The organism is Variimorphobacter sp. HTMS_6, assembly GCF_059717775.1.
Genome location: NZ_AP046094.1, coordinates 3,235,180 through 3,260,992, shown reverse-complemented (window position 1 = coordinate 3,260,992; position 25,813 = coordinate 3,235,180). Strand labels below are relative to the sequence as shown.

Annotated in this window: 23 protein-coding genes; 19 read left to right on the top strand and 4 right to left on the bottom strand. The window is 37.9% G+C overall.

Going from position 1 to position 25,813, the window contains the following annotated elements; genetic code table 11:
• Positions 1 to 262: 262 nt before the first annotated feature.
• Together AC6IWN_RS14705 and AC6IWN_RS14700 are read right to left on the bottom strand one after the other, a co-directional pair.
• On the bottom strand, positions 263 to 1,525 hold the full coding sequence (locus AC6IWN_RS14705; RefSeq protein WP_497988245.1) for a sensor histidine kinase: 1,263 nt from the start codon (positions 1,523 to 1,525) through the stop codon (positions 263 to 265).
• Positions 1,526 to 2,257: a LytR/AlgR family response regulator transcription factor gene (locus AC6IWN_RS14700; RefSeq protein ID WP_497988243.1), complete on the bottom strand. Its 732-nt coding sequence runs from the start codon at positions 2,255 to 2,257 to the stop codon at positions 1,526 to 1,528.
• Between the two features lie 338 nt (positions 2,258 to 2,595).
• Here AC6IWN_RS14700 and AC6IWN_RS14695 point away from each other — a divergent pair, with 338 nt between their 5' ends.
• A complete protein-coding gene (locus AC6IWN_RS14695) occupies positions 2,596 to 6,090 on the top strand; it encodes an LPXTG cell wall anchor domain-containing protein (protein ID WP_497988241.1) in 3,495 nt (1,164 codons plus the stop codon).
• 293 nt (positions 6,091 to 6,383) lie between these two features.
• A complete protein-coding gene (locus AC6IWN_RS14690; protein WP_497988239.1) occupies positions 6,384 to 6,572 on the top strand; it encodes a hypothetical protein in 189 nt (62 codons plus the stop codon).
• A 107-nt stretch (positions 6,573 to 6,679) separates the two neighbouring features.
• Here the strand turns inward: AC6IWN_RS14690 and AC6IWN_RS14685 are convergent, their stop codons facing one another.
• Positions 6,680 to 7,111 (bottom strand): hypothetical protein, encoded by a 432-nt coding sequence (locus AC6IWN_RS14685; RefSeq protein ID WP_497988237.1) that lies wholly within the window; start codon positions 7,109 to 7,111, stop codon positions 6,680 to 6,682.
• A gap of 237 nt (positions 7,112 to 7,348) precedes the next feature.
• On the opposite strand from AC6IWN_RS14685, the gene AC6IWN_RS14680 reads away from it, so the two are divergent.
• The 13 genes from AC6IWN_RS14680 to AC6IWN_RS14620 all read left to right on the top strand — a co-directional run bounded on the left by AC6IWN_RS14680 (position 7,349) and on the right by AC6IWN_RS14620 (position 20,246).
• Positions 7,349 to 7,717, top strand: coding sequence for a BlaI/MecI/CopY family transcriptional regulator (locus AC6IWN_RS14680; protein WP_497988236.1), 369 nt, complete (start codon positions 7,349 to 7,351; stop codon positions 7,715 to 7,717).
• A gap of 309 nt (positions 7,718 to 8,026) precedes the next feature.
• Positions 8,027 to 9,748 carry a M56 family metallopeptidase gene (locus tag AC6IWN_RS14675; RefSeq protein WP_497988234.1) on the top strand — a complete coding sequence of 574 codons (1,722 nt, stop codon included), beginning with the start codon at positions 8,027 to 8,029 and terminating at the stop codon, positions 9,746 to 9,748.
• A gap of 296 nt (positions 9,749 to 10,044) precedes the next feature.
• Positions 10,045 to 11,205 (top strand): CDP-glycerol glycerophosphotransferase family protein, encoded by a 1,161-nt coding sequence (locus tag AC6IWN_RS14670; RefSeq protein WP_497988233.1) that lies wholly within the window; start codon positions 10,045 to 10,047, stop codon positions 11,203 to 11,205.
• A 20-nt stretch (positions 11,206 to 11,225) separates the two neighbouring features.
• Complete coding sequence (locus AC6IWN_RS14665) at positions 11,226 to 12,911, top strand: CDP-glycerol glycerophosphotransferase family protein (RefSeq protein WP_497988231.1); 1,686 nt, start codon at positions 11,226 to 11,228, stop codon at positions 12,909 to 12,911.
• An 84-nt stretch (positions 12,912 to 12,995) separates the two neighbouring features.
• Positions 12,996 to 13,133, top strand: a complete 138-nt coding sequence (locus tag AC6IWN_RS14660) for a hypothetical protein (protein ID WP_497988230.1) — start codon at positions 12,996 to 12,998, stop codon at positions 13,131 to 13,133.
• A 153-nt stretch (positions 13,134 to 13,286) separates the two neighbouring features.
• Positions 13,287 to 13,499, top strand: a complete 213-nt coding sequence (locus AC6IWN_RS14655) for a hypothetical protein (RefSeq protein WP_497988228.1) — start codon at positions 13,287 to 13,289, stop codon at positions 13,497 to 13,499.
• A gap of 88 nt (positions 13,500 to 13,587) precedes the next feature.
• Complete coding sequence (locus AC6IWN_RS14650) at positions 13,588 to 14,808, top strand: RtcB family protein (RefSeq protein ID WP_497988226.1); 1,221 nt, start codon at positions 13,588 to 13,590, stop codon at positions 14,806 to 14,808.
• A 282-nt stretch (positions 14,809 to 15,090) separates the two neighbouring features.
• Positions 15,091 to 15,948 (top strand): transporter substrate-binding domain-containing protein, encoded by an 858-nt coding sequence (locus tag AC6IWN_RS14645; protein WP_497988224.1) that lies wholly within the window; start codon positions 15,091 to 15,093, stop codon positions 15,946 to 15,948.
• 181 nt (positions 15,949 to 16,129) lie between these two features.
• Positions 16,130 to 16,870, top strand: a complete 741-nt coding sequence (locus tag AC6IWN_RS14640; protein WP_497988223.1) for an amino acid ABC transporter permease — start codon at positions 16,130 to 16,132, stop codon at positions 16,868 to 16,870.
• A gap of 12 nt (positions 16,871 to 16,882) precedes the next feature.
• Positions 16,883 to 17,617 carry an amino acid ABC transporter ATP-binding protein gene (locus AC6IWN_RS14635; RefSeq protein WP_497988221.1) on the top strand — a complete coding sequence of 245 codons (735 nt, stop codon included), beginning with the start codon at positions 16,883 to 16,885 and terminating at the stop codon, positions 17,615 to 17,617.
• Positions 17,618 to 17,644: 27 nt separating this feature from the next.
• A complete protein-coding gene (locus AC6IWN_RS14630) occupies positions 17,645 to 18,196 on the top strand; it encodes a helix-turn-helix domain-containing protein (protein WP_497988219.1) in 552 nt (183 codons plus the stop codon).
• A 30-nt stretch (positions 18,197 to 18,226) separates the two neighbouring features.
• Positions 18,227 to 19,450, top strand: coding sequence for an aspartate aminotransferase family protein (locus AC6IWN_RS14625; RefSeq protein ID WP_497988218.1), 1,224 nt, complete (start codon positions 18,227 to 18,229; stop codon positions 19,448 to 19,450).
• 163 nt (positions 19,451 to 19,613) lie between these two features.
• Entirely contained in the window at positions 19,614 to 20,246 is a 633-nt protein-coding gene (locus tag AC6IWN_RS14620) for a cytidylate kinase-like family protein (protein WP_497988216.1), read from the top strand.
• Positions 20,247 to 20,371: 125 nt separating this feature from the next.
• Here AC6IWN_RS14620 and AC6IWN_RS14615 read toward each other — a convergent pair whose 3' ends face one another.
• The gene (locus tag AC6IWN_RS14615) at positions 20,372 to 21,394 is read right to left on the bottom strand and encodes a M42 family metallopeptidase (protein ID WP_497988214.1); all 1,023 of its coding nucleotides are present in this window, start codon (positions 21,392 to 21,394) and stop codon (positions 20,372 to 20,374) included.
• Between the two features lie 472 nt (positions 21,395 to 21,866).
• Between AC6IWN_RS14615 and AC6IWN_RS14610 the strand changes: the two genes are divergently transcribed.
• The 4 genes from AC6IWN_RS14610 (at position 21,867) to AC6IWN_RS14595 (ending at position 25,809) form a co-directional block, all read left to right on the top strand.
• Positions 21,867 to 23,036, top strand: coding sequence for an ABC transporter substrate-binding protein (locus AC6IWN_RS14610; protein ID WP_497988212.1), 1,170 nt, complete (start codon positions 21,867 to 21,869; stop codon positions 23,034 to 23,036).
• A gap of 96 nt (positions 23,037 to 23,132) precedes the next feature.
• Positions 23,133 to 24,020 (top strand): branched-chain amino acid ABC transporter permease, encoded by an 888-nt coding sequence (locus AC6IWN_RS14605; protein WP_497988210.1) that lies wholly within the window; start codon positions 23,133 to 23,135, stop codon positions 24,018 to 24,020.
• Between the two features lie 8 nt (positions 24,021 to 24,028).
• Positions 24,029 to 25,030, top strand: a complete 1,002-nt coding sequence (locus AC6IWN_RS14600; RefSeq protein ID WP_497988208.1) for a branched-chain amino acid ABC transporter permease — start codon at positions 24,029 to 24,031, stop codon at positions 25,028 to 25,030.
• Positions 25,030 to 25,809 (top strand): ABC transporter ATP-binding protein, encoded by a 780-nt coding sequence (locus tag AC6IWN_RS14595; protein ID WP_497988206.1) that lies wholly within the window; start codon positions 25,030 to 25,032, stop codon positions 25,807 to 25,809. The genes AC6IWN_RS14600 and AC6IWN_RS14595 overlap by 1 nt, the downstream gene beginning before the upstream one ends.
• Positions 25,810 to 25,813: the final 4 nt, after the last annotated feature.

Here is a 25,813-nt window from a genome sequence, read left to right as displayed (position 1 = left end):
GGATTAGTTTTTAAACACAATCATTCAGTCTGTCTTGTAAATTTCAATCAGTTCTCCTTAAAAACTATCTCCGAACTGTCGTAAACCAACTTTCCGGTTACTTCTATCTTGTGATGATTTATAGGATTTATCGCATCCTGAACATAAAATACAAATAAAGAGTATAATCTTCTTGAAACAGTACAGGTATCGTTCCAGTTTAAGGATCAAAGCTTTGCTATGATCTCCTGATAAGTTTGTGGGTTAGTATGATAAATGAATCCTAGATAATAACCCTCAAAGTAAAAATATTATTCTCTGCTTCGAAGGAGTACAGACCCTTATATTTTTCACATGCAGCTACAATGCTCTTCATGCCCATGCCATGATTCTCTTGGTAATTTTGTGGAATACTGTTTTCGAAAATAACTTCTCGCTCAAATGGATTAACGATTTCTATAAATAATTTACCGTTCTTAGTATGGCAGAATAGTTTGATTGTTCTTTGCTGTGGGTCAAGAATGGGGATTATGGCGTGTATTGCATTTTCAAGTGCATTTGAAAGAATGACACATACATCCGAGGGATCAATATCTATGTTATTTGGAATTACAATATCAGCATTTACCGTTATCTGTATTTCCTCTGCTTTTGCAATATATAATGAAAGAATAAGGTTAATGGTTTCATTTTCACAATGTCTTTTTATCGCAATGCTTTCCATGTCATGATTAATTGTTGCAATATAAACTCTGGCCTCTTCAATTCTACCATTTTCCATCAATCCGTCCAATAAGTTTAAATGATGCCGTAAATCATGACGATATATGGCTGATTTGTTTTGCAAAGCTCTTATTTGTTGAAGCTGAAGATTGGTTTCTTCTACCTGCATTCTAAAAATGTTGTGCTCATTTTGTAGAGATAAGCGTTGGGTTATTCCGTTAAAATACGTCATTAAAAAAGCAAAAAAAACATAGATGATGCAAGAGGCCATAAAGCCCACGATCACAATATTAGAGTGATAAAGTAAATTGGTATATACGGTCATTGAATAAGCCAAAAGATAATAGACAAAAGGAATAAAAGTCAAAAATAGAATTTTCATACCGGAGTAGTCGATGATTTTAATGATAGCCGGACGCACAAATTTATAGACAAGAATTAACAAAGGAATGGAAATGATGATTTGAAAAATCAAAGAGGTGTTATTGTCATAATGAAATAACTGAGCAGCAGTTTCCCCAAGCCATTTTCTAGGGGTGGTTAACATATATGCCACTCCAACAACAAATAATACTGTTACAACGCGTCTCTTAAAAAATCTCCATACAAACAGTACAAGCGGCAGGTGAATAATCATAGGATAAGCATATGATACGAATTTTCTACCAAAGCAATAAAAAAAGACAAATATTATTATGCCGCTAAATGCAGAGTAGACTGAAATGGCAATCGTATTTGTTCGGTTTCCCTTAATATTTAAAAGAAATAATGTTATAAACAATCCATATAAAAATAGAGCATAATAGTTTAGCGCAAATAACACTTATTGATCACCTCGTTTAAAGGAATATTCCAGATATGCCTTTTTAATATCAGAAAATTTTGTTCTTGATAGGGGGATGGATAATTGACTTTGAGTTCGGATCTCGTTTGTTGTGATTGTGTCAATGAAATCCATATTTATTAAATAAGAACGATGCGGCTTAATGAATTGCTTGTGGTTTAGTAAGGCTTTTTCATGCTCGCCTAACGTTCCTTTGACCTCCAAACATTGACCATCCTTCATATGATAAGTGAGCTGTCGACCAAATATCTCTACAAACTCAATATTATGTAAATATACCTTTGAAAGACCGGTTTTTGCATGGATTAGGATGCTATCTTTAGAGATATCGATTATATCCAAAAAGGCCCTTTCCAAAATGGCGAGTAACTTCACTTCCAAAACAGGCTTTGTTAGGTAGTGAAATGCCTCCACCTCGTAGGACTCTAGCGCAAATTCTGTGGAGGAGGTCAAAAAAATAATTTTAGCTAGTTTATCAAAACAACGGATCTCTCTTGCGATATCAATACCGTTTTCCAGCGGCATAATAATATCAAGTATAATAATATGATAGCGAATACCTTTTTCGATTTCGGAGATTAAGTCAGCTCCATTTTTAAAAATCCTGTGATTTATTTTTTGATTGATATGTAGTTTTCTATAATTTTCTATTGTTGCGCTTAACTCTGAAAGCTGGCGCATATCATCATCACATATAGCAATATTAATCAATTTGGCACCTCCCCAAAGAGTATCATCCAAAATATAGCATAATGACAGAGTGTTAGTCAATAAAGAAGTAATTATGGTGGAAGCGAGAAGCATATGCTGTAAGTTATTCTGTTTATTTGGGAAATAGTAGAACTCGATAGCATTTCATGTATACATAATACCATTTCATGCTGTACTTGGTTATTTCAACAAGAAGTACCCTATACTGGATAAGGTTATAACTAATTTAGGATAGGATAGCAGAAGATAGAAGCATATATTTGATATTTTTAAGCGTGTTATTAATCTTTGTAATACCAATGAGTTCTATCATATAATAAAAGGATTATGGTGAGATTATGAAAAACAAAGCTAAGTTTATGATGAAGAATAATAAGAGTAAATATTTGGCGGTTATTTTGGTATTTACTATGCTACTTTCGCTGTTACCCTCGAATTTGTTGTTTAAAGTCCAGGCGGCGAGTTTTGCACCCACAGGTGGTATTAATATGGATGACAATGTTACGCAGTACATTTTTTATGCAAATGGCACCCCTGTTACGATTGAAGCATCAATACCGGATGGAGCGGTGAAAGGGACGGTACCCGGTTATGTAGAACCTCCTTCGGCATCCTGTTCTGCTTATATTGTGTGGAATATTAATGGAACAACATATTACACAGGAGTCGGATACTTTTGGCATATCGGCAGTGATGGGCTTGCTATATCGCTAGTATATGGTGGAAGTGATAAGAATTTATCGGCCAATACTTCGGTTACACTTAATGGTGGAGTGGTTTTTGGTATATTTGGCGGTAGCTTTAACAGTAACTTGAATGGCAATACTACCATTGATATCAATGGAGGTGTCGTTAACACAGTTGCCGGAGGCTGTGGCGGTGATCTTGGATCGGTAAGTGGCAACTCAGCGATTACCCTGACAGATGGGGTCGCATTTGAATCAATATATGGGGGAAATGTGTCGAAATCATCATCGATATCTAACACTTCTATAAAGATTAAAGGCGGGCAAGCAGGTTTTGTAACCGGAGGCGGTGCATATGGAACAGTAACCGGTAATAGTAACATAGAGGTAAGCGGTGGAGTGTTATCGACCATTGGCGCTGGCGGAAATAGTGAAAATGTGATGGGGGATACGACTGTTAATATCACTGGAGGTAATATTTATGGGGGTGGTTACTACGGTATTCAAAAATTACATATGAGCGATAGCTCTCTCTTTCATTTGTACATTTCTGGTGGAAATATATATGGAGGCATACAACCTGGCTTAAATCCGGTGGTGTCTGCTACAAATAATACTCCGGTTGAAAAGTACGAGCTTACTGTTGGAGGAGCATTCGAAGAGGCGGTTTCAAAATTGGTAAGTGTACCAGCACTTGGGTATCGCTACGGTATAAAGGATGTTACCGTCTATATTCAAGGTAAAGTTGTGGCTTATCTACCGGCAGGTAAAACACAGGTTGGGATTAAATCAGAAGTGAACAATTATAAAGGTAACATTTCATCGAATCAGGCAATTTTAAACTCCTACACACCTCAAAGTATTACAGCTACACAAGCATCTGCACTGACAAGTGCAACAGGTTCGGCAGGATTTTATTTAAATCCGGCAATCCCTAGTTTATCCGCAGAAGATGTTGTTGTAACCAGAGATGGAGTTATGTTAACTAGCGGAACAGATTACTCAGTGAGTGATATTTCTACCACCGAACCGAAGATTACATTTGCTTCCTCCGCACGTATAAATTCATCCAGTGTGATTGAGGTCTCGATCGAAAAGCTGGATTATGATGTGAACAACGCACCATTGATTATTAACAATCAGGTACCAGAGGATGCAACAAAGGTTACCGCTTTCAATCTTACCTCACTTATAAGCAAACCGATAAGAGGGCAGACACCAAATACGACTGCCATAGATACCACTCAATATACAGGTACAGTGACTTGGAATCCTTCCGACTCCGTCTTTGGTCGTGACACTGTTTATACCGCAACCGTTAATCTAACACCAAAAGCAGGATATACCTTCACGGGTGTGGCAGCGAACAGCTTTACCCATAGCGGAGCGACCTATGTGACGAATGCCGAGAACAGTGGAACGGTTTCCATTGTATTTCCTGCAACGGTAGGTAGAGTAGTAGACGGAATTTCAATAAAAAGTGCACCTACTAAAACAACCTATCTATCCGGCGAGAACTTTGACCCTACAGGACTTATCATGTCCTTCCACTATGATGACGATACCACGCAGGATATCCCATATAATGAGGAAAGTAAGTCAGCTTTTCAGTTTAGCAAATCCACACTCTGGGCGAGTGATACCGATGTTTCGATTACTTTTTTAGGTAGGAATTTTAGTCAGCCAATTACAGTGAATCCTAATACTGTTACTTCGTTTGATCTCACTGAACTTGTAACCGCGCCAGTAAAAGGAAATACACCTGGTTCTGCATCCATTGACACTTCTCAATATACGGGAACAGTGACATGGAACCCATCAGACAAAATGTTTGTCGGTGGGACAACATACACCGCAACCGTTAACCTTTCACCGAAAGCAGAATATACTTTTACAGGAGTGACAGTAAACCGCTTTACTTATAGCGGTGTGACGGCTGTGACGAATGCTGAGAATAGCGGAACAGTTTCCATCGTATTTCCGGAAACAGCCGCTAAAGTGTTAAATGGTATTTCGGTAAAGAGCGCACCGAGTAAAACAAACTATATTACGGGTGACCGCTTTGATCCTTCCGGTTTAGTGCTGGCATTGCATTATGATGACGCTACTACTACGAATGTGGTATACAACGAAGAGACCAAGAGGGACTTTCATTTTAATAAAGCGAACCTTTCTGTGACAGATAAGGCGATTCAAATCACATATGATTCTCAAAAGGTTAGTCTGGCTATCACGGTTAAGGAGAAACCCGCACCACTAACACCAACACTAAAGCCAACACCAGCGCCAACATCGAAACCAACACCAGCGCCAACATCAAAACCAACACCAGTGCCAACATCGAAACCAACACCAGATCCAACATCGAAACCAACACCAGATCCAACATCGAAACCAACACCAGTGCCAACATCAAAACCAACACCAGTGCCAACATCGAAACCAACACCAGTGCCAACATCGAAACCAACACCAGATCCAACATCGAAACCAGCACCAGTGCCAACATCGAAACCAACAGCACACCCGACAACAAAGCCAACGGTAAAGCCAACGGTAAAGCCAACGGTAAAGCCAACAACAAAGCCAACAACAGCACCAACATCGACACCAACAGCAAAGCCATCTGCTGCTCCAACACCAATATACGCGCTACAGTCTATTAAGAATAAGGATAATGGAATTATCGTAAGCGGTAATATGGAAAGTGGCATTACCATCAATGTTGATCCAATCTCTATAGCGCATTCGGACTATAAGGCATTAAAGAATATGATTGGTAAAAATGAAGTTTTGGGTGCTTTTCTAGTATCCGTTTCGGGTGGTAGTTATCAGGGCAAACTAAAAATCGTCTTTACGGTTAACAAGCGTTATAACGCAAGGTCAGTGTCGGTTCTACATCAAAAACAAAACGGCACAATCGAAACACTTACCGGTAAGGTTATAAACGGAAAGGTTACAGTAACTGTAACAGAGCTTTCGCCGTTTGTTCTATTTGTACAACAGATTAATAGTGTTCCGAAAACAGGAGATACCACTTCAAATATGCCATTAATTATGGGTGCCATTTTTTCGGGCGTTGGATGTATAGCTTTTATCATTTATAAAAGAAAAAAGCATAGAAAGAAAATGAATAGAATGAGATAAATTTTTATATTAAAAAATAAAAATACGCCAGAGAAGATATACTCTGACTACAGTATCTCAAGGATCGAATCCTTGTATTCCAAAGAAGAACCCTTGATTAATATTCATGGGTTCTTCTTTGTGAGATATATTCGATTATTATTGACAAGTTATCCGTAAAAACGATTTTGCAATAATGGTATTACGAATAATTTGTTGATTGCTACCAATATTTGTTGTATTATTGAATGGAAAAGTAAGATACATTATTTTAATAATTTTTGTGAATTTATATTTTGGGGAGGACAACAAGAATGGTTATATTGTGGCAAATAATAGTGGCTGTGCAAACTCTTTTTTCATATGGAACAGCATACAGACTTACGAAAAATGGTGGGGATAACGGGGTATCGCTTTTCGGATGGTTTTTTGTTCTTGGATTGGCATCATTAATTCCTGGTTTAGGTATATATCTGTGGTTTAAATACAGAGAAGAGGAATAAGTTACATATATTTCTCTCTAGAAAGCTCGTTTTTTACTTACATAGTTGTTGGGTTGTTTCATAAATTGCCCAACACTATTTTTTAAAATGTATAGTAAATATCTTTATCATCTAATCTTATCATAAAAATTGCGTAGGTCATCAACAGTATCGTTGCCAATGCTACACCAATGTTTTGTACCATTGTTTGAATATGACACGGTACCGGATAAAAAACTGGAGGTAAATGAATCCCCATTTGAATAGGTAATAATAACACCGTATCCTATTCCACAAAGCGGTTCTACGTCAGTTTTGGTAATATGTACACTATTAATTAAGTCTATTATTCTGTTTCTTTCTGATTTGCTTTTAATTTCTTTTTCCTCACATTTTATATTGTGTATTTTAAAGCTGGTAATATTATGTTTATCAATCGATCCAAATTCATTATGCTGTTTGTCTGAGATTTGGTTTTTGTGACTACATCCCGTTGATAATGCAAATATTGAAATTATACATATCAAAAGTATCTGATTCTTTCTATATTTTTTTATCATATGAGTTCCCTACTTTCCAATATTTTTGTAAACGATAAAACGTAATATTATAAAATTAAATAAAGCTATTATAATGCGAAGTTTGATATTATACAAATAATTTCCAAATATAAGTTACGTAAAGTCATATCATCTCATTTAATCTTTTAGTTACATAAATCTATGCTTGACAAAACCGTATTACAATTGTAATATGGTTTTGTAGTACTACACTTGTAATACGAAAGGATTAATAGCATGAACAATATATCAGACTCCGAATGGAAGGTAATGAAGGTATTGTGGAAGAAGTCCCCTAGATTAGCCAGTGAGATTGTGGAGGAGCTCGAGCCGGACACAGGTTGGAACCCGAAAACTATTCACACACTAATCAGAAGGCTGGTATCAAAGGGTGCGGTAGAGGCTAGAAAAGAGAATACCTTTTATTCTTATTTTGTTATGGTAAGTGAAGCGGAATGTGTGAAAGAAGAAACAAAAACATTTTTGGAGAAATGCTTTAATGGTTCACTTAATATGCTGCTGGCTAACTTCATTGAAGATGAGAAATTATCAAACAAAGACATTGAGGAACTTGAGAATTTGTTAAAGGCGAAGAAAAGCAAGTAATGTGAATTATTGAAAAGCATAATTCACATCACGAAGTTTGAGCCTGCGAAATCCTCGGCTCAAACTAACTCAAGGGCATACATAATAAGTCCAATGTGAATTATTGAAAAGCATAATTCACATCACGAAGTTTGAGCCTGCGAAATCCTCGGCTCAAACTAACTCAAGGGCATACATAATAAGTCCAATGTGAATTATTGAAAAGCATAATTCACATCACAAAATTTGAGTCTGCGAAATCCTCGGCACAAACTAACACAAGGGGCTTACACAATCTAGCACAAAGTTCAGACATGATAAGTGAAAGGCATGGTTATTTGTATGATGAATCATTTGGTAAAGGTGTTTAATGAAATATTATATCTGGGAGCATTGTCCAGTATTATTATAGTGCTTATTTTGGTACTAAAAAGGGTGTTTGGCAAAATCATGAGCCCAAGATGGCATTATTATATCTGGATGTTACTGGTAATCAGACTATTGATTCCGGTATTTCCGGAGAGTTCTTTCAGCGCGCTGAACCTGTATTATTTTACTGTAGAACAATTACATATTCAGAGTGAAGCTACACTTCCCTCATTGAATCCATCAAACAATACAGGTTACGAAGATGCACCTTTACAGGAGGCGGTAAAGAATCATCCGGCAGCAGACAATGCGCCGGATAAGCCATCCAGTGCAACCGGTAATTCGAATACTTCGGGGAATAATTTCGCCAATCATATCGGATTTATGGAAGTAATGGCACTATTATGGTTATGTGGTGTGAGTTTGTTGCTTCTTTATACCGTTTATATCAATGTACTATTTTACTTGAAGATGAAGAGAACCTACAGGCCTTCAAAGAATGCTAGAGTTTTATCAATCCTTAGTGAATGTAAACGCATTGTAGGAATTAAAAAAGAGATATCCCTTTACACGACAAGCAGACCCAGAACACCTTCTCTGTACAGCATGTTTCATACAAGAATATTGGTATCGGAAGCATACCTGGAGCAGTTAAGTGATCAGGAGATAAAATATATTTTCCTTCATGAATTGTCTCATTACAAAAGAAAAGATATTGCATTAAATTGGATTCTTACGCTATTACAAATCGTTTATTTCTTTCAGCCGCTCGTTTGGTATGCAATTGCCAGACTGCATGAGGATTGTGAGATATCCTGTGATGCAGAGGCATTAAGATATCTAAAAGCGGAAGAATATCAAAATTACGGTACAACAGTCATCAAATTAATTAAGCTGTTTTCGGAATCTAATTTTATACCCGTTACAGCAGGGTTATGGAAGCATAAATCAAACTACAAAAGGAGAATCATTATGATTTCTAAATATAAAAAGCAAAAATGGACAAATACACTAATCACTCTTATGTTAATATTGATTGTCGGATTGGTCGGATTAACCGGTTGTAAAAAAGTCGGCACATATACAGGCAATAATGATACCCCTTCCGTTACTGATGAAGTTAAGAATGTCCAGATTACTGATTCACCAACGCCTACTGCGGTTGTAACCAAAGCACCGACGAAGGAAGACGGGTCTGATCGGGGAGATGCAACGAAACCGGAGGGAACAAAGACGCCAGAGGTAACAAAGACGCCAGAGGTAACAAAAACACCTACCAAGGATAGTCAATCAGGTAACAAAAACGAGAGTTATTATGGTGATTGGAAAATCAGTAAGGTAGTCGCATACGGTTCAGTAGGAACCTACAGCAAAGAGGATGCAGAAGGATTGATTGGCAAGAACCTTACTTTTTCAAAGGATGGCGCTACCTGCTTTGGTGATAATTCTGATTATCTGAATAAAGCAGTAAAAAATCCAAATTATAAGAGCACTAAGATTACAGGTGCTGACTTCCTTGCTAATTACAATATGAGCTTTGAAAAGCTTGGAATAAGCACGGATTCGGCTACTCTGATTGAGATCTCTGATTCCTCGAATAATGGCTGTACCTTCTTGGTAAAAGATGATAACACCCTAATTGTAATTGGAGGCGGAACTTATTTTGAGTTAGTAAGAAAATAATTGTTTAGAGATTATCTAGAGCTTATAATAAGTGTTTTTATGAGGTTGTCGGTAAATATGCACTAACTTGGGAAACTGTCATGATTCCCGAAGGAGTTTCATATTCCGACAGCCTTATTTTCTGGTTATATCCATATTTCCTTTATTCACCCAATGCTGGTATATTATACGGAAAATTTTATTGTCAATTGATTTTTGGTGAGGTATAATCTCAAGGTAGTGTAGGATAATGAAATTAAAATTACTGTACTATCAAGAAATAGAAGGATACTGAATAAACAGGGAGAATGAAATCAATGAGAGAAATAACGTATCGTTTATACGGCTTTATTTTCACAATTCTTAAGTTGTTTCCGTTAAATAAGAAGAAGGTCGTTCTTTTTATGATTCACAACAGTAATTTTAAATGTAATCTTAAATATATATATGAGGAAATGAAAAAGAGGGATGCATCCTATCGCTTTGTGATCGTATCCAAGAAGGATATTTTTTATAGTAGGAGTAATCAGCAGGTTGTCAAATTGGTAAAAAAGCTTTTTGGAACATTCTATTTCTATTTCATATTAAATTATCATTTTGCAACTGCTAAATATATTTGCTTAAATGATAACTTTCTACCTCTTGGACATATGAAGCTGAAAAAAGAGACAAAGTTAATTCAGTTTTGGCATGGAGTAGGATTGTTTAAAAAGTTTGGGCTTTCAACAGAAACGGATCCCTTAGTGAGAAAGCTGGTATCAACCGGCAATCGGCAAGTAGATTACCAATTTGTATCAGCACCGGCGCTTGTACCGTATTTTGAGGAGGCAATGGGTGTAGCAGCAGAGCATATCTATCCAATTGGCATACCAATCACCGATTATTATTTTAGAACGGATCTTCATCAAAAGGGAAGGGAGCGCTTGCAAAAGCTCTACCCAGGTACCATTGGTAAAAAGGTAATAATGTACATGCCAACATTTCGTCAAACACCGGAGGAAAACAATGCGATATTAAAGCATTTTAATTGCGACAAATTACTTCATGAGGTTGGCAATGACTATGTAATTATGGTGCGGATGCATCCACAGATTCGTCCTGATGCAAGGAAGCTTCCAAAGAATTGTATCGATGTAACCGATCACGATGATGTGAAAGAGCTTTATATCCTATCCGATTTATTGATCGCCGATTATTCATCCGCTGTGATTGAATATGCACTTCTTAATCGACCTATGATTTTCTTTGCCTATGATGTGGAACGCTATGACAGGGGCTTTTATGATCCTTATGAAGAGATGGTACCGGGACCGATTGTGAAGAATATGGAGGAGTTAATTCAAGCTGTTAAATCTTCTGGGAATACGGATTATGCAAAAAAGAGAGATACCTTTTTAAAGCGTCATTATGGCACATTGGATGGACAAGCTACTACACGCGTAGTAGATTTGATACTTAATAATGAGAAGCATGAATGAAACGGAGGAATAGACAAGGGATGGAAATTCGGATTAGTGAGATAAAAATAAATAACCAGTACCTTGATTTCCACCTGAAGGGATTGCTAAGTGACTGTGTGCAAAAGAATAAAGCAAGAGTTCTTCTTTTATTCGAGCATAAGTCTGAGAATAGGAGAATTCCAATTGATGTTACCTATTCCTTTGTAGAAAAGAATACAATTCAATGTGAATTTGAGGGATTTGCCCATATCCATCTACCCAGTGTGTTCTTTCAAGATAAGCAATTTGAGGAGTGTACAATGAAGCTTCTTCTAATCTATGGATATAAGGAGAAGGATGTTGTTTATACGGTTGAGGAAAATCTTAGCATGCTTGGTATCAGAGTGGAGAATGGGATCATGGTACTGAACGGTTCCTTGTTCCGCGACACATCGAAGAAGAAATTGGGTTTTGTATACCGTGTCGGTCAATGTATTCTGTTCTTGCTGTGCCTTCTATTGCTACCGATTTTTGTTGTAACAGGTTTTATCAAAACCAAGGGCCTTAGGGGTGCACTAAAATATGCAAGTTTAAAAACCTCTGAAATCTGCGGAGTCAGCTACAGCATTAGGGAGTGGAAAACAAATTATTTTGCAGAAATTTATCATAGAGAGAAAAATAGTGCTTTGGCGAAAAACCGTGTTGTGTTTCTGTCAGAGCGCAGACTGGACCGAACCGGTAATCTGTATCGTGTGATGGAGGCATTAAAGGCGAAGAGCGGACTTGAAATTCTGTTACTTCAAAATGAAAAAACGGTGGCAGATTTAAGCTTTAGCGAGTTGAAACATATCGCACAGACCATTGCAACTGCTAAAATTATTATATTAGATGATTTTTATCCTCAGCTTCATGCACTGGATATCAGAACAGAGAGTAAGGTCGTTCAGCTTTGGCATGCCTGTGGGGCATTTAAAACCTTTGGTTATACCAGAATGGATAAACCGGGGTGGGCACCTCAGCAGTCCAAGAACCATAGATGTTATGACTATACCTTTGTTAGCGGAGAGCGTATTCGAAGTATATACAGTGAGGCTTTTGGATTACCAATTGAGCATGTGCTAAATCTCGGTGTTCCAAGAACGGATGATTTCTTCTCCGAGGACTATAAGCAAGCGGTTTATGAAACACTATTACAGAAGTACCCCATGCTTTATAAGAAGAAGGTGGTTCTGATTGCACCAACCTTTCGTGGGGACGGGAACCGGGATGCATATTACCCGGTGGATCGAATTTCACTGGATCAATTATGTGAACAGCTACCGGAGGACTATGTATTTGTAACAAAGATGCATCCATTCGTAAGAGATAGATTTCGTTATGATGGAAAATACAAAGATAGAATTATGGATCTATCCATGAATGAGAATATCAATGACTTATTATTCGTAACCGATATCTTGGTAACGGATTATTCTTCGGTGATATTTGAAGCTGCTTTGCTTGATATTCCTATGATCTTCTATGCTTATGATAAGGAAGAATATATGGAGAAAAGGGATGTTTACTTTGAATATGAGTATTTTGTTCCAGGTTCAATCGTAAAAAGCCAGTCTGAGCTATGTTCTGAACTTAAGCGTGCAGCGGGTGATCCGGATCGAATGAAGTTATTTAAAGAGGTATTCGTAAATTCCCTGGACGGAAGATCCACACAGAGGATTACTGATTTTATCTACGATTTAATCTAAATGGTTTTTCTTTACAAATATAGAAACCTGTGTTATATTACTAAACGTAACGAATCAATATAATAAAAGAAAGGAGACATTGCAATGAAATCACAATTAATAATAAAAACATTACTCGTCAGAGAAAATATTAATAGTCAATGTAGTTTAAAACAGAATAATGGTATATGCTATGGTCGAATTGTATCCGGATTTCAAGCAATGGAATCCGTGAATCTATAATAGATTAAATTTTTCGATAGCATATCTTTAATGCTATCGGTGATAACTGCATAGTTTGATTTTAAGCCGATTGATATTGCGAATTGTGTTCGCGATAAGATCGGCTTTTTCTATGTCGTTAGGCGGTACCATTGTATGAAAAGGAGAATAAATATGGCAAAGTATAGAGAAGCAGTATGCATTCATTATATTGCATTCGGTGAATGCAAAAAGGGAAGGGAAGCCTGCCACGAACATTACTGTCAAAAGTGTGATAAATATTATCCACGGGCAAAAGCGACGCAACCGAATCGGGAGAAAAGAAAAGTTAGATTGAATGCGAAACTAGATGATATGAAAGATTATAAAAAGAATAAGGATTTTTAGAGGTTAAAGAGGCTGTTGCATAATAAGTAATTCTATTAAGGATCAATGTAATCTGCCTCACAAATGTTAATAGAAATGGAGTAATAAATTGAAAATTATTGAAGGAAAATATAACTGCGCAAAGGTATTTACTGAAATATTAGAGAATGAGGCAATGGAGCAGATTAAGAATCTGTGCGATCAGGAGTATACAAGAGATTCAAAAATTAGAATTATGCCAGATGTTCATGCAGGTGCGGGGTGCACAATCGGCACAACGATGACAATTAAAGACTATATCGTTCCAAACCTGGTTGGAGTGGATATCGGATGTGGAATGGAAACAATTCGTATAAAGAATTCAAAACTGGAAGTGCAAAAGCTTGATAAGTTGATTTACGAAAAGATTCCATCCGGCTTTAACGTAAGAGAAAAGGCACATGCCTATAATGAAGAGATTGATTTGAACGAGCTTCGTTGCGCGTCAATGTCAAATGGGAAGGTGAACCTTAACAGAGCAGTGAAATCCTTAGGGACACTTGGAGGGGGAAATCACTTTATCGAAGCCAATAAGGATGATGACGGCAATCTATATATTGTGATTCATTCCGGCTCCAGACACCTAGGATTGGAGGTCGCCACCTTTTATCAGGAAGAGGCTTACAAAGTATTGGCGGAGCCTGCAGAACATGAGATTACTAATCTAATAGCAGAGTATAAGGCGAGTGGAAGAGATAAAGAAATCCAGTCAGCACTTGAAGCTCTGAAAAAGCAGATTCGTACAGATATTCCTAAGGCACTTGCCTATGTATCCGGTGAATTGATGGAGGACTATCTGCATGATATGAAGATTATTCAAAGATTTGCTATGTTAAACCGTAAAGCAATGATGGATGAATTAATTCGTGGTATGAAGCTAAAGGTCGAAGAGGAGTTTATGACCATTCATAATTATATTGATACGGAGGCAATGATCCTTAGAAAAGGTGCAGTATCTGCAAAGATAGGAGAAAAGCTACTGATTCCGATTAATATGAGAGATGGATCACTAATCTGTATAGGAAAAGGGAATGAAGACTGGAACTACTCTGCTCCACATGGTGCAGGAAGATTGATGTCAAGAACAAAAGCCCGTAATACTTATACAGTATCTGAATTTAAAAAGCAGATGGAGGGTATCTATACATCGAGCGTAAATAAGGATACTTTGGATGAATGTCCTATGGCGTATAAAGGGATGGAGGACATTGTACAAAATATTGGAGATACGGCTGACATTATCAAGAGTATCAAACCAATCTATAATTTTAAAGCAGGAGAGCAAAGCTAAGAAATTATTGGATTGAATCAAATTGTGCAATATATTGATACACTTATATTAAATGATGCACAAAAACATGAATTATGTGCAAAATATTGTTTAATTGTATATTGACAAATCCATTTTCTGTGTATAGAATGTAATCTATCAAGAACAAGGGCGTTGGTGCATAACCAGCGCCTTTGTCTATTTTATAAATCGATTTGATCTTGATATGAGCTCATTCCCCCAGAAGGCTTATCTGCAGAATAAGTCTTTCAACAATAGCATTTATTCTTAGGAGGGTCTGTTATGAAAAGGAGAATTATATCTATATTATTGTCGGTAGTATTGATTACATCATTATTAGTTGGATGTGGAACAAAAGATAGTGGCAGTGATGGGAAAAAAGTATTAAGAGTGGGTATGGAATGTGCATATGCTCCATTTAACTGGACACAGTCGGGTAATAAGTTATCCAATGGAGATGAGGCAGTTCCCATCTATGGAACAAAGGATTTTGCGTATGGTTATGATGTTATGTTGGCTAAGAAGCTCGCTGATCAAATGGGTTGGAAGCTGGAAGTACATAAAGTGGATTGGTCAAGTATTGTACTTGGTATGAATTCCGGAGATTATGATGCAATAATCGCAGGTATGGGTTATACGGATGAACGTGAGAAGAGTGTAGATTTTACAAAGCCTTATTATATTAGAAATAATGTTGTAATCGTAAATAAGAATGGGAAATTTGCAAATGCGAAAAACCTGTCGGATTTTAAAGGTGCTTCTGCTACTACTCAAATCGGTACAATTTGGGAAAAATATGTTCCTCAAATTCCGGAAGGCAAAAAATTAACTTACTACGAGACTACTTCTGAGGTAGTTATGGCAGTGCAAACAGGAACAGCTGATTGTGCAGTTCTAGACGAACCGACTGCAATGTCCGCAGCAATCGCAAATCCTAACATCACTTATGTTAAGTTTGGAGAGTCCGATGGCTTTAAGGTACCGGAGGGTCAGTCGCTGAATGTTTGTGTTGCGGTAAAAGAAGGCGATAAGAAGTTACAGAAAGAGTTAGATGATGCACTTAATGCAATAAAATGGGATGAAAAGAAAATGAATGATCTAATGGATCTTGCGGTTTCTTTACAGCCGTTAAGCAAATAAACAAATCAGTAATTAAGTAAATCAGTAAATAAAAATAAAATAGATAAAATATATGGCGCATAGGGGCGTAACAGTACCTAGGCGCCTTCTTTTATCTTTATTTGTGGAATGAAATAAGTTAAATACGTAATACGGATCGGGAATATATTAGGATTTGACTATTGTATAAAGGAGAATAAGTATGGAGAAGAATATTTTTCAGTGGATCTTATTTTTATTGCAAGAATATGGAGGGTACTTCTGGAAGGGAACAATAATTACATTAGAGACATCCATACTTGGTACTGTACTTGGTTTTTTATTAGGTTTCCTTCTTGGTATCGTGCAATCCACGCCGGTTCATCCGGAGGACAGTTTGTTCAAGAGAATTTATTATAAGATATTAAAGATCTTAACCAGCGGATTCATCCATATATTTAGGGGAACGCCGATGATGGTTCAGGCTATGGTACTTTATTATGGGTTAAAGCAGAACGGTATCGATATATCTTCATTTAATGCAGCGATACTTGTAATCATGTTAAACACCGGAGCATATATGGCGGAGACAGTTCGTGGTGGAATTATATCTATCGACAACGGACAGTTTGAAGGAGGCAAAGCCATGGGTATGTCGCACTTTACCATCATGTTTTCAGTAGTGCTTCCGCAGGCATTTCGTAATATTATTCCGGAGATGGGGAATTTGTTTATTACGAATTTAAAGATGACCTCCGTATTGAATGTAATCGGAATTGCGGAATTGTACTTTGTAACAAAGACAGCCGCGAATACTTATTATAAATACTTCGAAGCGTTCTTAATTACCGGCGCAATATATTTTGTACTATGTGTAATTTTTACGCAGCTGCTCAATATGCTGGAGAAGAAACTTGAGGGTAAGAAGGACTATGAATTAGCAACCGAATATTTAACGGATTAGGGGGTAATCGATATGTCAATTATTCAGGTACAACATTTAAGTAAATCATTCGGAAATCATGAGGTATTAAAGGATATCGATTTTACCATTGATAAAGGAGAGGTTGTATGTATCATCGGTTCCTCCGGTTCGGGTAAATCTACATTACTTCGGTGCTTAAACCTGCTTGAAATTAAAACAAGCGGTTCAATCTATTATGGAGAGAGCGAAATTGGTGGCTCTCAGAAGAAGATTAACGAATATCGCTCCAAGGTTGGTATGGTGTTTCAGTCCTTTAATCTGTTTAACAATATGACTGTATTGGAAAATTGTATGGCAGGTTGTAGAAAGGTACTAAAAAAGAGCAAACAGGAGGCGCATTCCATTTCAATAAAATATTTAAAAAAGGTAGGAATGGCTCCCTATATCAATGCAAAGCCTTCCCAGTTATCCGGTGGACAAAAGCAAAGAGTAGCAATCGCCAGAGCACTTACCATGGAGCCGGAGGTGCTGTTATTTGATGAACCAACCAGCGCATTAGATCCTGAGATGGTTGGAGAAGTACTGACTGTTATCAAGGAATTAGCCAAAGAAGGGTTGACGATGATCATCGTTACACATGAGATGGCATTTGCCCGAGATGTATCAACCAGAACAATCTTTATGGATCAGGGAGTTATTGCGGAACAGGATATTCCGGAACGGCTGTTTATTACACCGTCGAATCCGAGAACAAAGGAATTCTTATCAAGATTTATGAATGGCTAACATAATAATCCAAGGAGGTGTGTCGGAATGGATTATATCAATAGAAATATCGCATTTAATTTAAAGAAAATAAGAATAGGAAAGAATATGAGCCTTGATGAAACGGCGGAGCAGACCGGTGTCAGTAAGAGTATGTTGGCCAACATCGAGCGTGGTGAGGCAAATCCGTCCATCGGCTGCCTTGGCAAGATTGTGAGTGGTCTCAGAGTAGATTTGAATGAGCTGATTGAGCCTCCACGTCAGGATACCTACCATATATCCAAAGAGGAAATGATTCCTACGAAGGAAGTGGAAGGGCAGTATTCTATCTACACCTATTTCCCGTATGAGAAGGATCGTCAATTTGAAATATACGGAATGGAAATATATCCGAACGGTACCTATTACAGTGGGTCTCATGGTGAGAAAACAGTAGAATATATCACGGTAGCAACCGGTACACTTACATTGAAAATTCGTGATAAAAAATATAAGATTCACGCCGGAGATGCATTTCGCTTCGACTCTGATATCGAACATTGGTACAGCAATGAAGGCAGTGAAATTGTAAAAATTACCTCGACATTTAGTTTTAAATAATAAGAAGAGTATACAGAAAGAAGGAATAATATGTTGTTAAAAGATGCGGGATTAACCAGGGAGGAACTAAAGGCAAAGGTCAAAAAATATATGATTGAGACTTATGAACGCTTTGATTTTATAGCGGAAACGGGAAAGGATATGTATCTTTATGATGAAGAAGGCAATGCATATCTGGATTTCTATGCCGGTATCGCGGTGAACAGTGCAGGTAACTGTAATGAAAGGGTCGTAGCTGCGGTTCGAGATCAGGTTGGTGATCTGATACATACTTTTAATTATCCATATACAATACCACAGGCACTGCTTGCAGAAAAGATCTGCACTACGATTGGAATGGATAAAATCTTTTTTCAAAATTCCGGTACAGAATCCAATGAGGCTATGATTAAGATGGCAAGAAAGTATGGTGTTGAAAAGTACGGACCAGGTAAATTTGAAATTATTTCAGCAAAAATGTCATTCCATGGAAGAACTTTCGGCTCTATGAGCGCCACAGGTCAACCGGATAATGCATGCCAAGTGGGTTTTGGCGGGATGACACCGGGGTTTCGCTATGCTGACTTTAATGATTTGAAATCCTTTGAGGATGCAGTGACGGAGAACACCGCAGCAATTATGCTTGAACCGATTCAGGGAGAGGGCGGAGTAAATCCGGCTACGATGGAATTTATGAAAGGAATCCGTAGACTCTGTGATGAGAAGGGTCTTCTTTTATTGATTGATGAGATTCAGACTGGCTGGTGCAGAACAGGCTCTGTAATGTGTTACATGCAATATGGTATTGAACCCGATATTGTATCCATGGCAAAAGCGTTAGGAGGAGGAATGCCGATCGGAGCAATCTGTGCCAAGGAAGAAGTGGCGAAGGTATTCACACCAGGTTCTCATGGAAGTACTTATGGAGGGCATCCGGTATCTTGTGCAGCTGCCTTGGCACAGGTAGGTGAACTTCTTGACAGAAATCTCGCTGATAATGCAAAAGAGGTCGGAGCGTATTTTATGGATAAACTGAAATCGCTTCCACATGTAAAAGAAGTCAGAGGAAAGGGATTATTGGTAGGAGTTGAGTTCGATGATGCGATTAAAGGAATTGATGTAAAGCATGGATGCTTTGACAGAAAGCTTTTATTGACCGCGATTGGAGGGCACATCATACGAATGGTACCTCCGCTGATTGTTACAAAGGAAGACTGTGATAAGGCCTATGATATTATTAAAGAAACAGTGGAAAGCTTGTTATCATTAATATAGCAAAATATGCATTGGCATAGTCATATAGATATAATTTAAGAGTTTGACTTAAGCTTAGAAATACATTTAGTAAACAGACATGGAGTGGTTGGCAGTAAAGTTGATATAACTGTTTGCTTTGTGCAATTTTATAACGCGGAAACAAAAACAAGGAGGGGTGTTAATGGAGAATGTAGTGATCACCGTCGCGAGAGGATTTGGGAGTGGTGGAAAAGAGATTGCCCTAAAATTAGCGGACGAATTAGGAATTGGTTGTTATGAAAATCGTATTCTCACGCTCGCTTCTCAGTTGAGCGGTTTAGAAGAGGAGCTTTTTCAGGAAGTAAATGAAAAGATTAGAGGTAAAAAGTTCTCCGGTCTTTTAAAAGGATTACCAAGAACGTTAAAACCAAAGCCTGTGGATGATGATTTCGTGTCTGATCAAAGATTATTTGAGTTTCAAAGTCAGATTATTCAAAATCTTGCGCAGTCAGAATCCTGTATCATCGTAGGAAAATGCGCGGATTGGGTATTAAAAGATTATCCGAATGTAATTAGCATATATATAGAAGCACCCCGTGCATTTTGCGTCGAACGTGTCATGAAAAAAATGGGTGTCAACGAGGAGACAGCACATACTTCTATCGCAAAAACGGATCAATACCGTGCCGCCTACTACCAGCACTATACTGGCGGCAACACCTGGGTAAATCCCGTCAATTATGATATGACCCTAAACAGCGAGAAGGTCGGAATTGACAAATGCGTAGAGCTAATTAAAGAATACATAAAAATCAAATACCCGGAAGAACGATGATGGGATGTGGTTTTGAAAGCATTTGCAGTTTACTAGCACATAGAAGTGCTAGTAAACTGTAACAGCTTTCAAAATCACATCCCGTAGTTGTTCTTCCGGTCAGAAACCGTTCCCAGAATGTTTTTCTATCTTATATACGCCTTAATTAATTCCAAGGTATTCTCTAGTGCACTGATATGGGTGCGTTCCATGCCGTGAGAGGCGTGGATTCCCTGCCCGATTAGTGCACCACGAATATCGTTTCCTCCGGAGAGGGCAGCAGATACATCGGAGCCGTAATGAGGAAAGACATCAATTACGTAGCTTAGATTGTTTTGTTTAGCCAGTTCAATTAAGCGGTTTGTCATATCATAATCATAAGGACCGGTGGTATCCTTTGCGCAGATGGATACTGCGTATTCATTGCCATTAAGGTCATCACCGATGGCTCCCATATCAATCGCCAGTAATTCGTCAATTCCTGAGGGAAGATTGCTGGCACCAAAGCCCACTTCTTCATAATTAGAGATTAATATCTTGATATTTTTTGGGGGAGTTATCTGACCCTCGGACAACTCCTTTAGTACACCAAGGAGTACCCCAACAGATGCTTTATCATCCAGATGTCTGGATTTAATGAAACCTTTTTCCGTATATTGAAACTGGGCATCAAAGCTGATATAGTCGCCGGTATTGATCCCAAGTGCAAGGACATCATCCTTTGTCTTGACAATTTCATCAATTCGTACAATCATATTTCGATCAGATCGTTCAAGTGTTTTCGCATCATCATAGCTATGAACAGAAGGGCTCTTTGCCAGAATGGTTCCGGTATAAGTTCGGCCATCCCTGGTATGTATCTTACAATAGCTACCCTCTACGCTGTGCATCGTATAGGAACCGATAAGGGTGAAATGTAAAGAAGCATCCGCACTAATGGAGCGAACCATAGCGCCCAGCGTATCTACATGAGCAGACAATCCTAATGTTTCCTCTTGATTTCCTTTTATTGATATGATTAATCCACCCTTTTTATTGAACTCACAAGTGTAACCAAAACTCTGTGCTTCCTTTTGTACATATGCCATAACCTCTCTTGTAAAACCGGAGGGACTAGGGATATTAACCAATGTTTTTACTGTCTCTATTATGTAGTCAATCGTCTTCATTCTGTACTCCTTTTACCTGCAATTTCATCTTGGTTTGATTCTAGCATACCTCCTCTTTTTTAACAATATGGAACTAATAATAAGACAGTTGGATAAGTATTGGTGACCTATTATTACTAAAATATTATGGTTTATTACTAAAATAAACAAAAATCACCTAGTAAAATTATAACAAATTAATAGTTGCAATGTCCGAAAAATAGTAATATAATAACCGTATCACGATAGCCATATCTGAAAACAATTTGAAAATCATTTAATGAGCTAATCTGAATACTAACTTGATACATTAAATGGAAACGAAAGGGTTTCAACGTTTATGAATAAATACCGACGTAGTGTTTATCCATAAGGGCTGAAGCCCTTTTCATGTTATATGGCACAATTCCAGCAAATCGAGAATTAAGTTATATCTACGGAATGGCAAATTACTTGATATGGAACTGTCGTAAATAAAAGGAGGTAGAAATTTATGAAGAAAAGATTATTAGCTATCTTAATGGCAACAACCTTAATTGGATCGTTGTTGACCGGATGCGGAACTTCAGACAAAAAAGCAGACTCACCAGCTGCTACAACTGCACCAGGAAAGGAAGATAATGTAATTAATATCGGCGTTGTTGCTTCCCTTACCGGTGGTAGTGCTATTTATGGAGAAGGAGCTAAAAATTCCGTAACCATGGCTGCAGATGAAATCAATAGTAGCGGCGGCAAGTACAAGGTTAAGATTATTGATGTCGTTGATGATGGCGGTGACTCCAAGCAAGCAGTAAATGCTTACAACAGCTTAGAGCCAAAGAAACCAGAAGCAGTTGTTGGTGCATTCTTCTCATCCGTAACATTGCCTATGGCTGAAATTGCAAAAGGCCAGAACATGTTATTGCTTGCTGCAGGTGCAACAAACAAAAAAGTAACAGAAGTTGGACCTACAATCTTTAGAGATTGCTTTATCGATCCTTATCAGGGCAAGATGGCAGCTCAGTTCGCAAAAGAGAAAGGAGCTAAAAAAGCTGCTATTATCTTTGCAAAAGATGATGATTATTCAAATGGTTTAAAGGATGCATTTGTTGAGAATGCAAAAGCAAATGGTATTGAAGTAGTTTATACAGGCGGATGTACTACGAAGGATACTGACTTTACCGCACAGGCTTCCCAGGCTGTTGAATCAGGTGCAGATTTCGTATTCTATCCTTGTTTCCTTGATACTGTTCCATTGTTCGTTCAACAGATCAGAGAAGCTGGTTATAAGGGTGTCATCATGGGTGGTGACGGTTGGGATGGTTCTGATACCTCCGGTTCAGAAACTTACTTTGACAACTGCTACTTCACAAATCACTATTCATCAGAAGATACCGCACCGGCGGTACAGAAGTTCGTTACAAAATACAAAGAGAAATACGGCGCAGATTCTTTAAATGCTTGTGCAGCTCTTTACTATGATGCAATTTACATGTTAGTAAAAGCGGCAGAAAATGGCGGCGGAACTGATACAGCGAAATTAGTAAAAGGTATGACTGGAATGACATTTACCGGTGTTGGTGGTACCTTTACAATTGATGAAAACCGTAACGCTGTTAAGAGTGTGGTAATCAATACATATGAAAAAGGCAAAGTTAAATGGTTAAAGACCTTAAATCCGTAATCTAGATTCTACAAAGTATGAGCGGAAAAAGATGGGGGCTTGTTGTTTAATGCAACAGCCCCATATCTCATTAAATGTTCGGAAAGCAGGTGAAGCATGTCATTACTTATACAAAGTTTAGTAAACGGACTTAATCAGGGTGCGATATATGCCCTGATTGCTCTTGGTTATACGATGGTTTATGGCATTATACGTATGATTAACTTTGCTCACGGTGATTTCATTATGGTGGGCAGTTATACTTTATTCTATACAATTCCTATGATGATTAACGCCGGAATGCCGGCTTGGATGGCAGTATTTATCGCAATTGCGGTGTGTACGGCAGTAGGTGTTTTAGTTGAGGTGATTGCATACAGGCCGGTTAGAAAGGCAGGAGCAATGACCGCTTTGATTACAGCTCTTGCAATGAGTCTCTTCTTAGAGAATCTTGCGATGGTGCTTTTTGGTGGAAATCCGAAAACAGTTCCGCCAATATTTAAATTACCACCTCTTCATGTAGGGAATATATTCTTACAGTGGAAGAACCTTCTGACATTGGGAATCGGAATTATTATTATGGTTGCCTTACAGTTGTTTATTAAGAAAACAAAGATGGGCAAGGCAATGAGAGCTGTTCCTCAGGATAAACAGGCATCAACTCTTATGGGTATTAAAGTGAATACAATTATTACAATCACCTTCGCAATCGGCTCCGCGTTAGCGGCTGTGGCAGCATTAATGTATTGCAGTACCTATCCGAGAAGTACTACGGATATGGGAAGTGTTATGGGTCTGAAAGCTTTTATTGCAGCGGTTATTGGCGGTATCGGAAGTATTCCGGGAGCTATGATTGGCGGTTTATTGGTTGGCTTGATTGAGATATTAGTTAAGGTATACATTGCACCGGGTTGGTATGAAGCAATTACGTATAGCTTATTAATCATTGTGCTTATTGTAAAGCCATCCGGCATTCTTGGTAAAAGTATAGGGGAGAAAGTGTAGGTGCGAATATGAATCTTTTAAAGAATAAAAAATGGTCATACCTAATCAATCTCATCGGAGTTTGTGTCCTTTTTCTTTTATTTACAGTAATGTTTCAATCGGACGTATTAGGTTCAAGAACAAATTATATTAAAGGTATTTTTACCACTGCATGCTATACGATTATTATGGTTGCTTCTCTTAACCTTTTGACAGGGTATATGGGTGAATTTTCACTTGGACATGCAGGCTTTATGTCAGTAGGTGCGTACAGCTCAGCTATCGTAACCAATCAGTTGGTGGATAAGGGAATTCCAAATATTCTTTTGTTCATTATTGCGTTATTAGTTGGTGGTATTGCTGCTGCAATTACAGGAGCTTTGGTAGGTATTCCTGCACTCCGATTAAGGGGTGATTATTTGGCTATTGTTACCGTCGCATTTGCTGAGATTATTAGAGTAGCTTTTTGTAACTTCTCCTTTACCGGTGGTGGTAGAACTATGAGCGGTATTACAAAGCTCTCTAGCTTTAGCTGGTGTTTCTGGGTTATGGTAATATGTGTGACTTTAATGTATATGTATGTACGTTCCAGATATGGACGTACTGTTATTGCAATTCGTGAGGATTACATAGCAGCAAGTGCAAGTGGTATTAATGTTACTTACTATAAAGTATTAACCTTTACATTATCAGCATTTTTTGCAGGGGTAGGTGGTGCAATGTACGCTCATTATATGACAGCGATGATTCCTACTAACTTTAACTTTATGTATTCTGCTGAGTTTTTAACAGAGGTTATTATCGGCGGTACCGGATCTCTCACCGGTTCTATCCTAGGTGCAAGCTTCCTGTCTGCATTACCTGAGGCGATGAGAGAATTCTCCAAATACAGAATGTTAGCATATTCTATCGTATTGGTATTGGTTATGATCTTTAAACCGAGTGGTATCTTCGGTACTTACGAATTCTCCTTGACAGGTACTCTTTCAAAGATATTTGGCAAAAAGAATAAGAAGGAGGCTGGAAAATAATGAGCGTAGAACAACCTGTATTAAAAGCATCCCATCTTGGAATTGCTTTTGGCGGTCTTAAGGCTGTACAAGATTTTAATATTGAAATCGGAAAAAGTGAATTATTTGGTTTGATTGGACCAAACGGTGCAGGAAAAACCACAGTATTTAACCTCCTTACCGGAGTATATAAGCCCACAGAGGGCGCATTTTATCTGAATGGTGAGAAAATGAACGGAAAGAAAACTCATCAAGTGGTTCAATCCGGTATTGCAAGAACATTTCAAAATATTCGCTTATTTAAAAAGATGACAGCCTTAGAAAATGTCAAGGTTGCAATGAATATGAATATGAAGTATTCCCTTGGTGAAGCACTTCTTCGTTTACCAAAGTACTGGAAGGAAGAGAAGGAGATAGATGTTAAAGCAAGAGAGCTTCTTAAAGTTGTAAACCTTGGAGATAAAGCTGATTTTGTTGCGGAAAATCTTCCCTATGGTCAACAGAGAAGACTTGAAATAGCGAGAGCTTTAGCAACTGGTATGAAGCTTCTTCTACTAGATGAGCCTGCGGCAGGTATGAATCCTACCGAGACTGCGGAACTACTGGATATTATTAATGTTATCAGAAAGAAATTTAACATCTCTGTATTATTAATCGAACATGATATGAGTTTAGTTATGAAGATTTGTGAAAAAATTCAGGTAATTGATTACGGTGAAACCATAGCATTTGGAACACCGGAAGAGATTTCGAAAAATCCAAGGGTTATCGAGGCTTATCTCGGTAAAGACGACGAATAGGAGG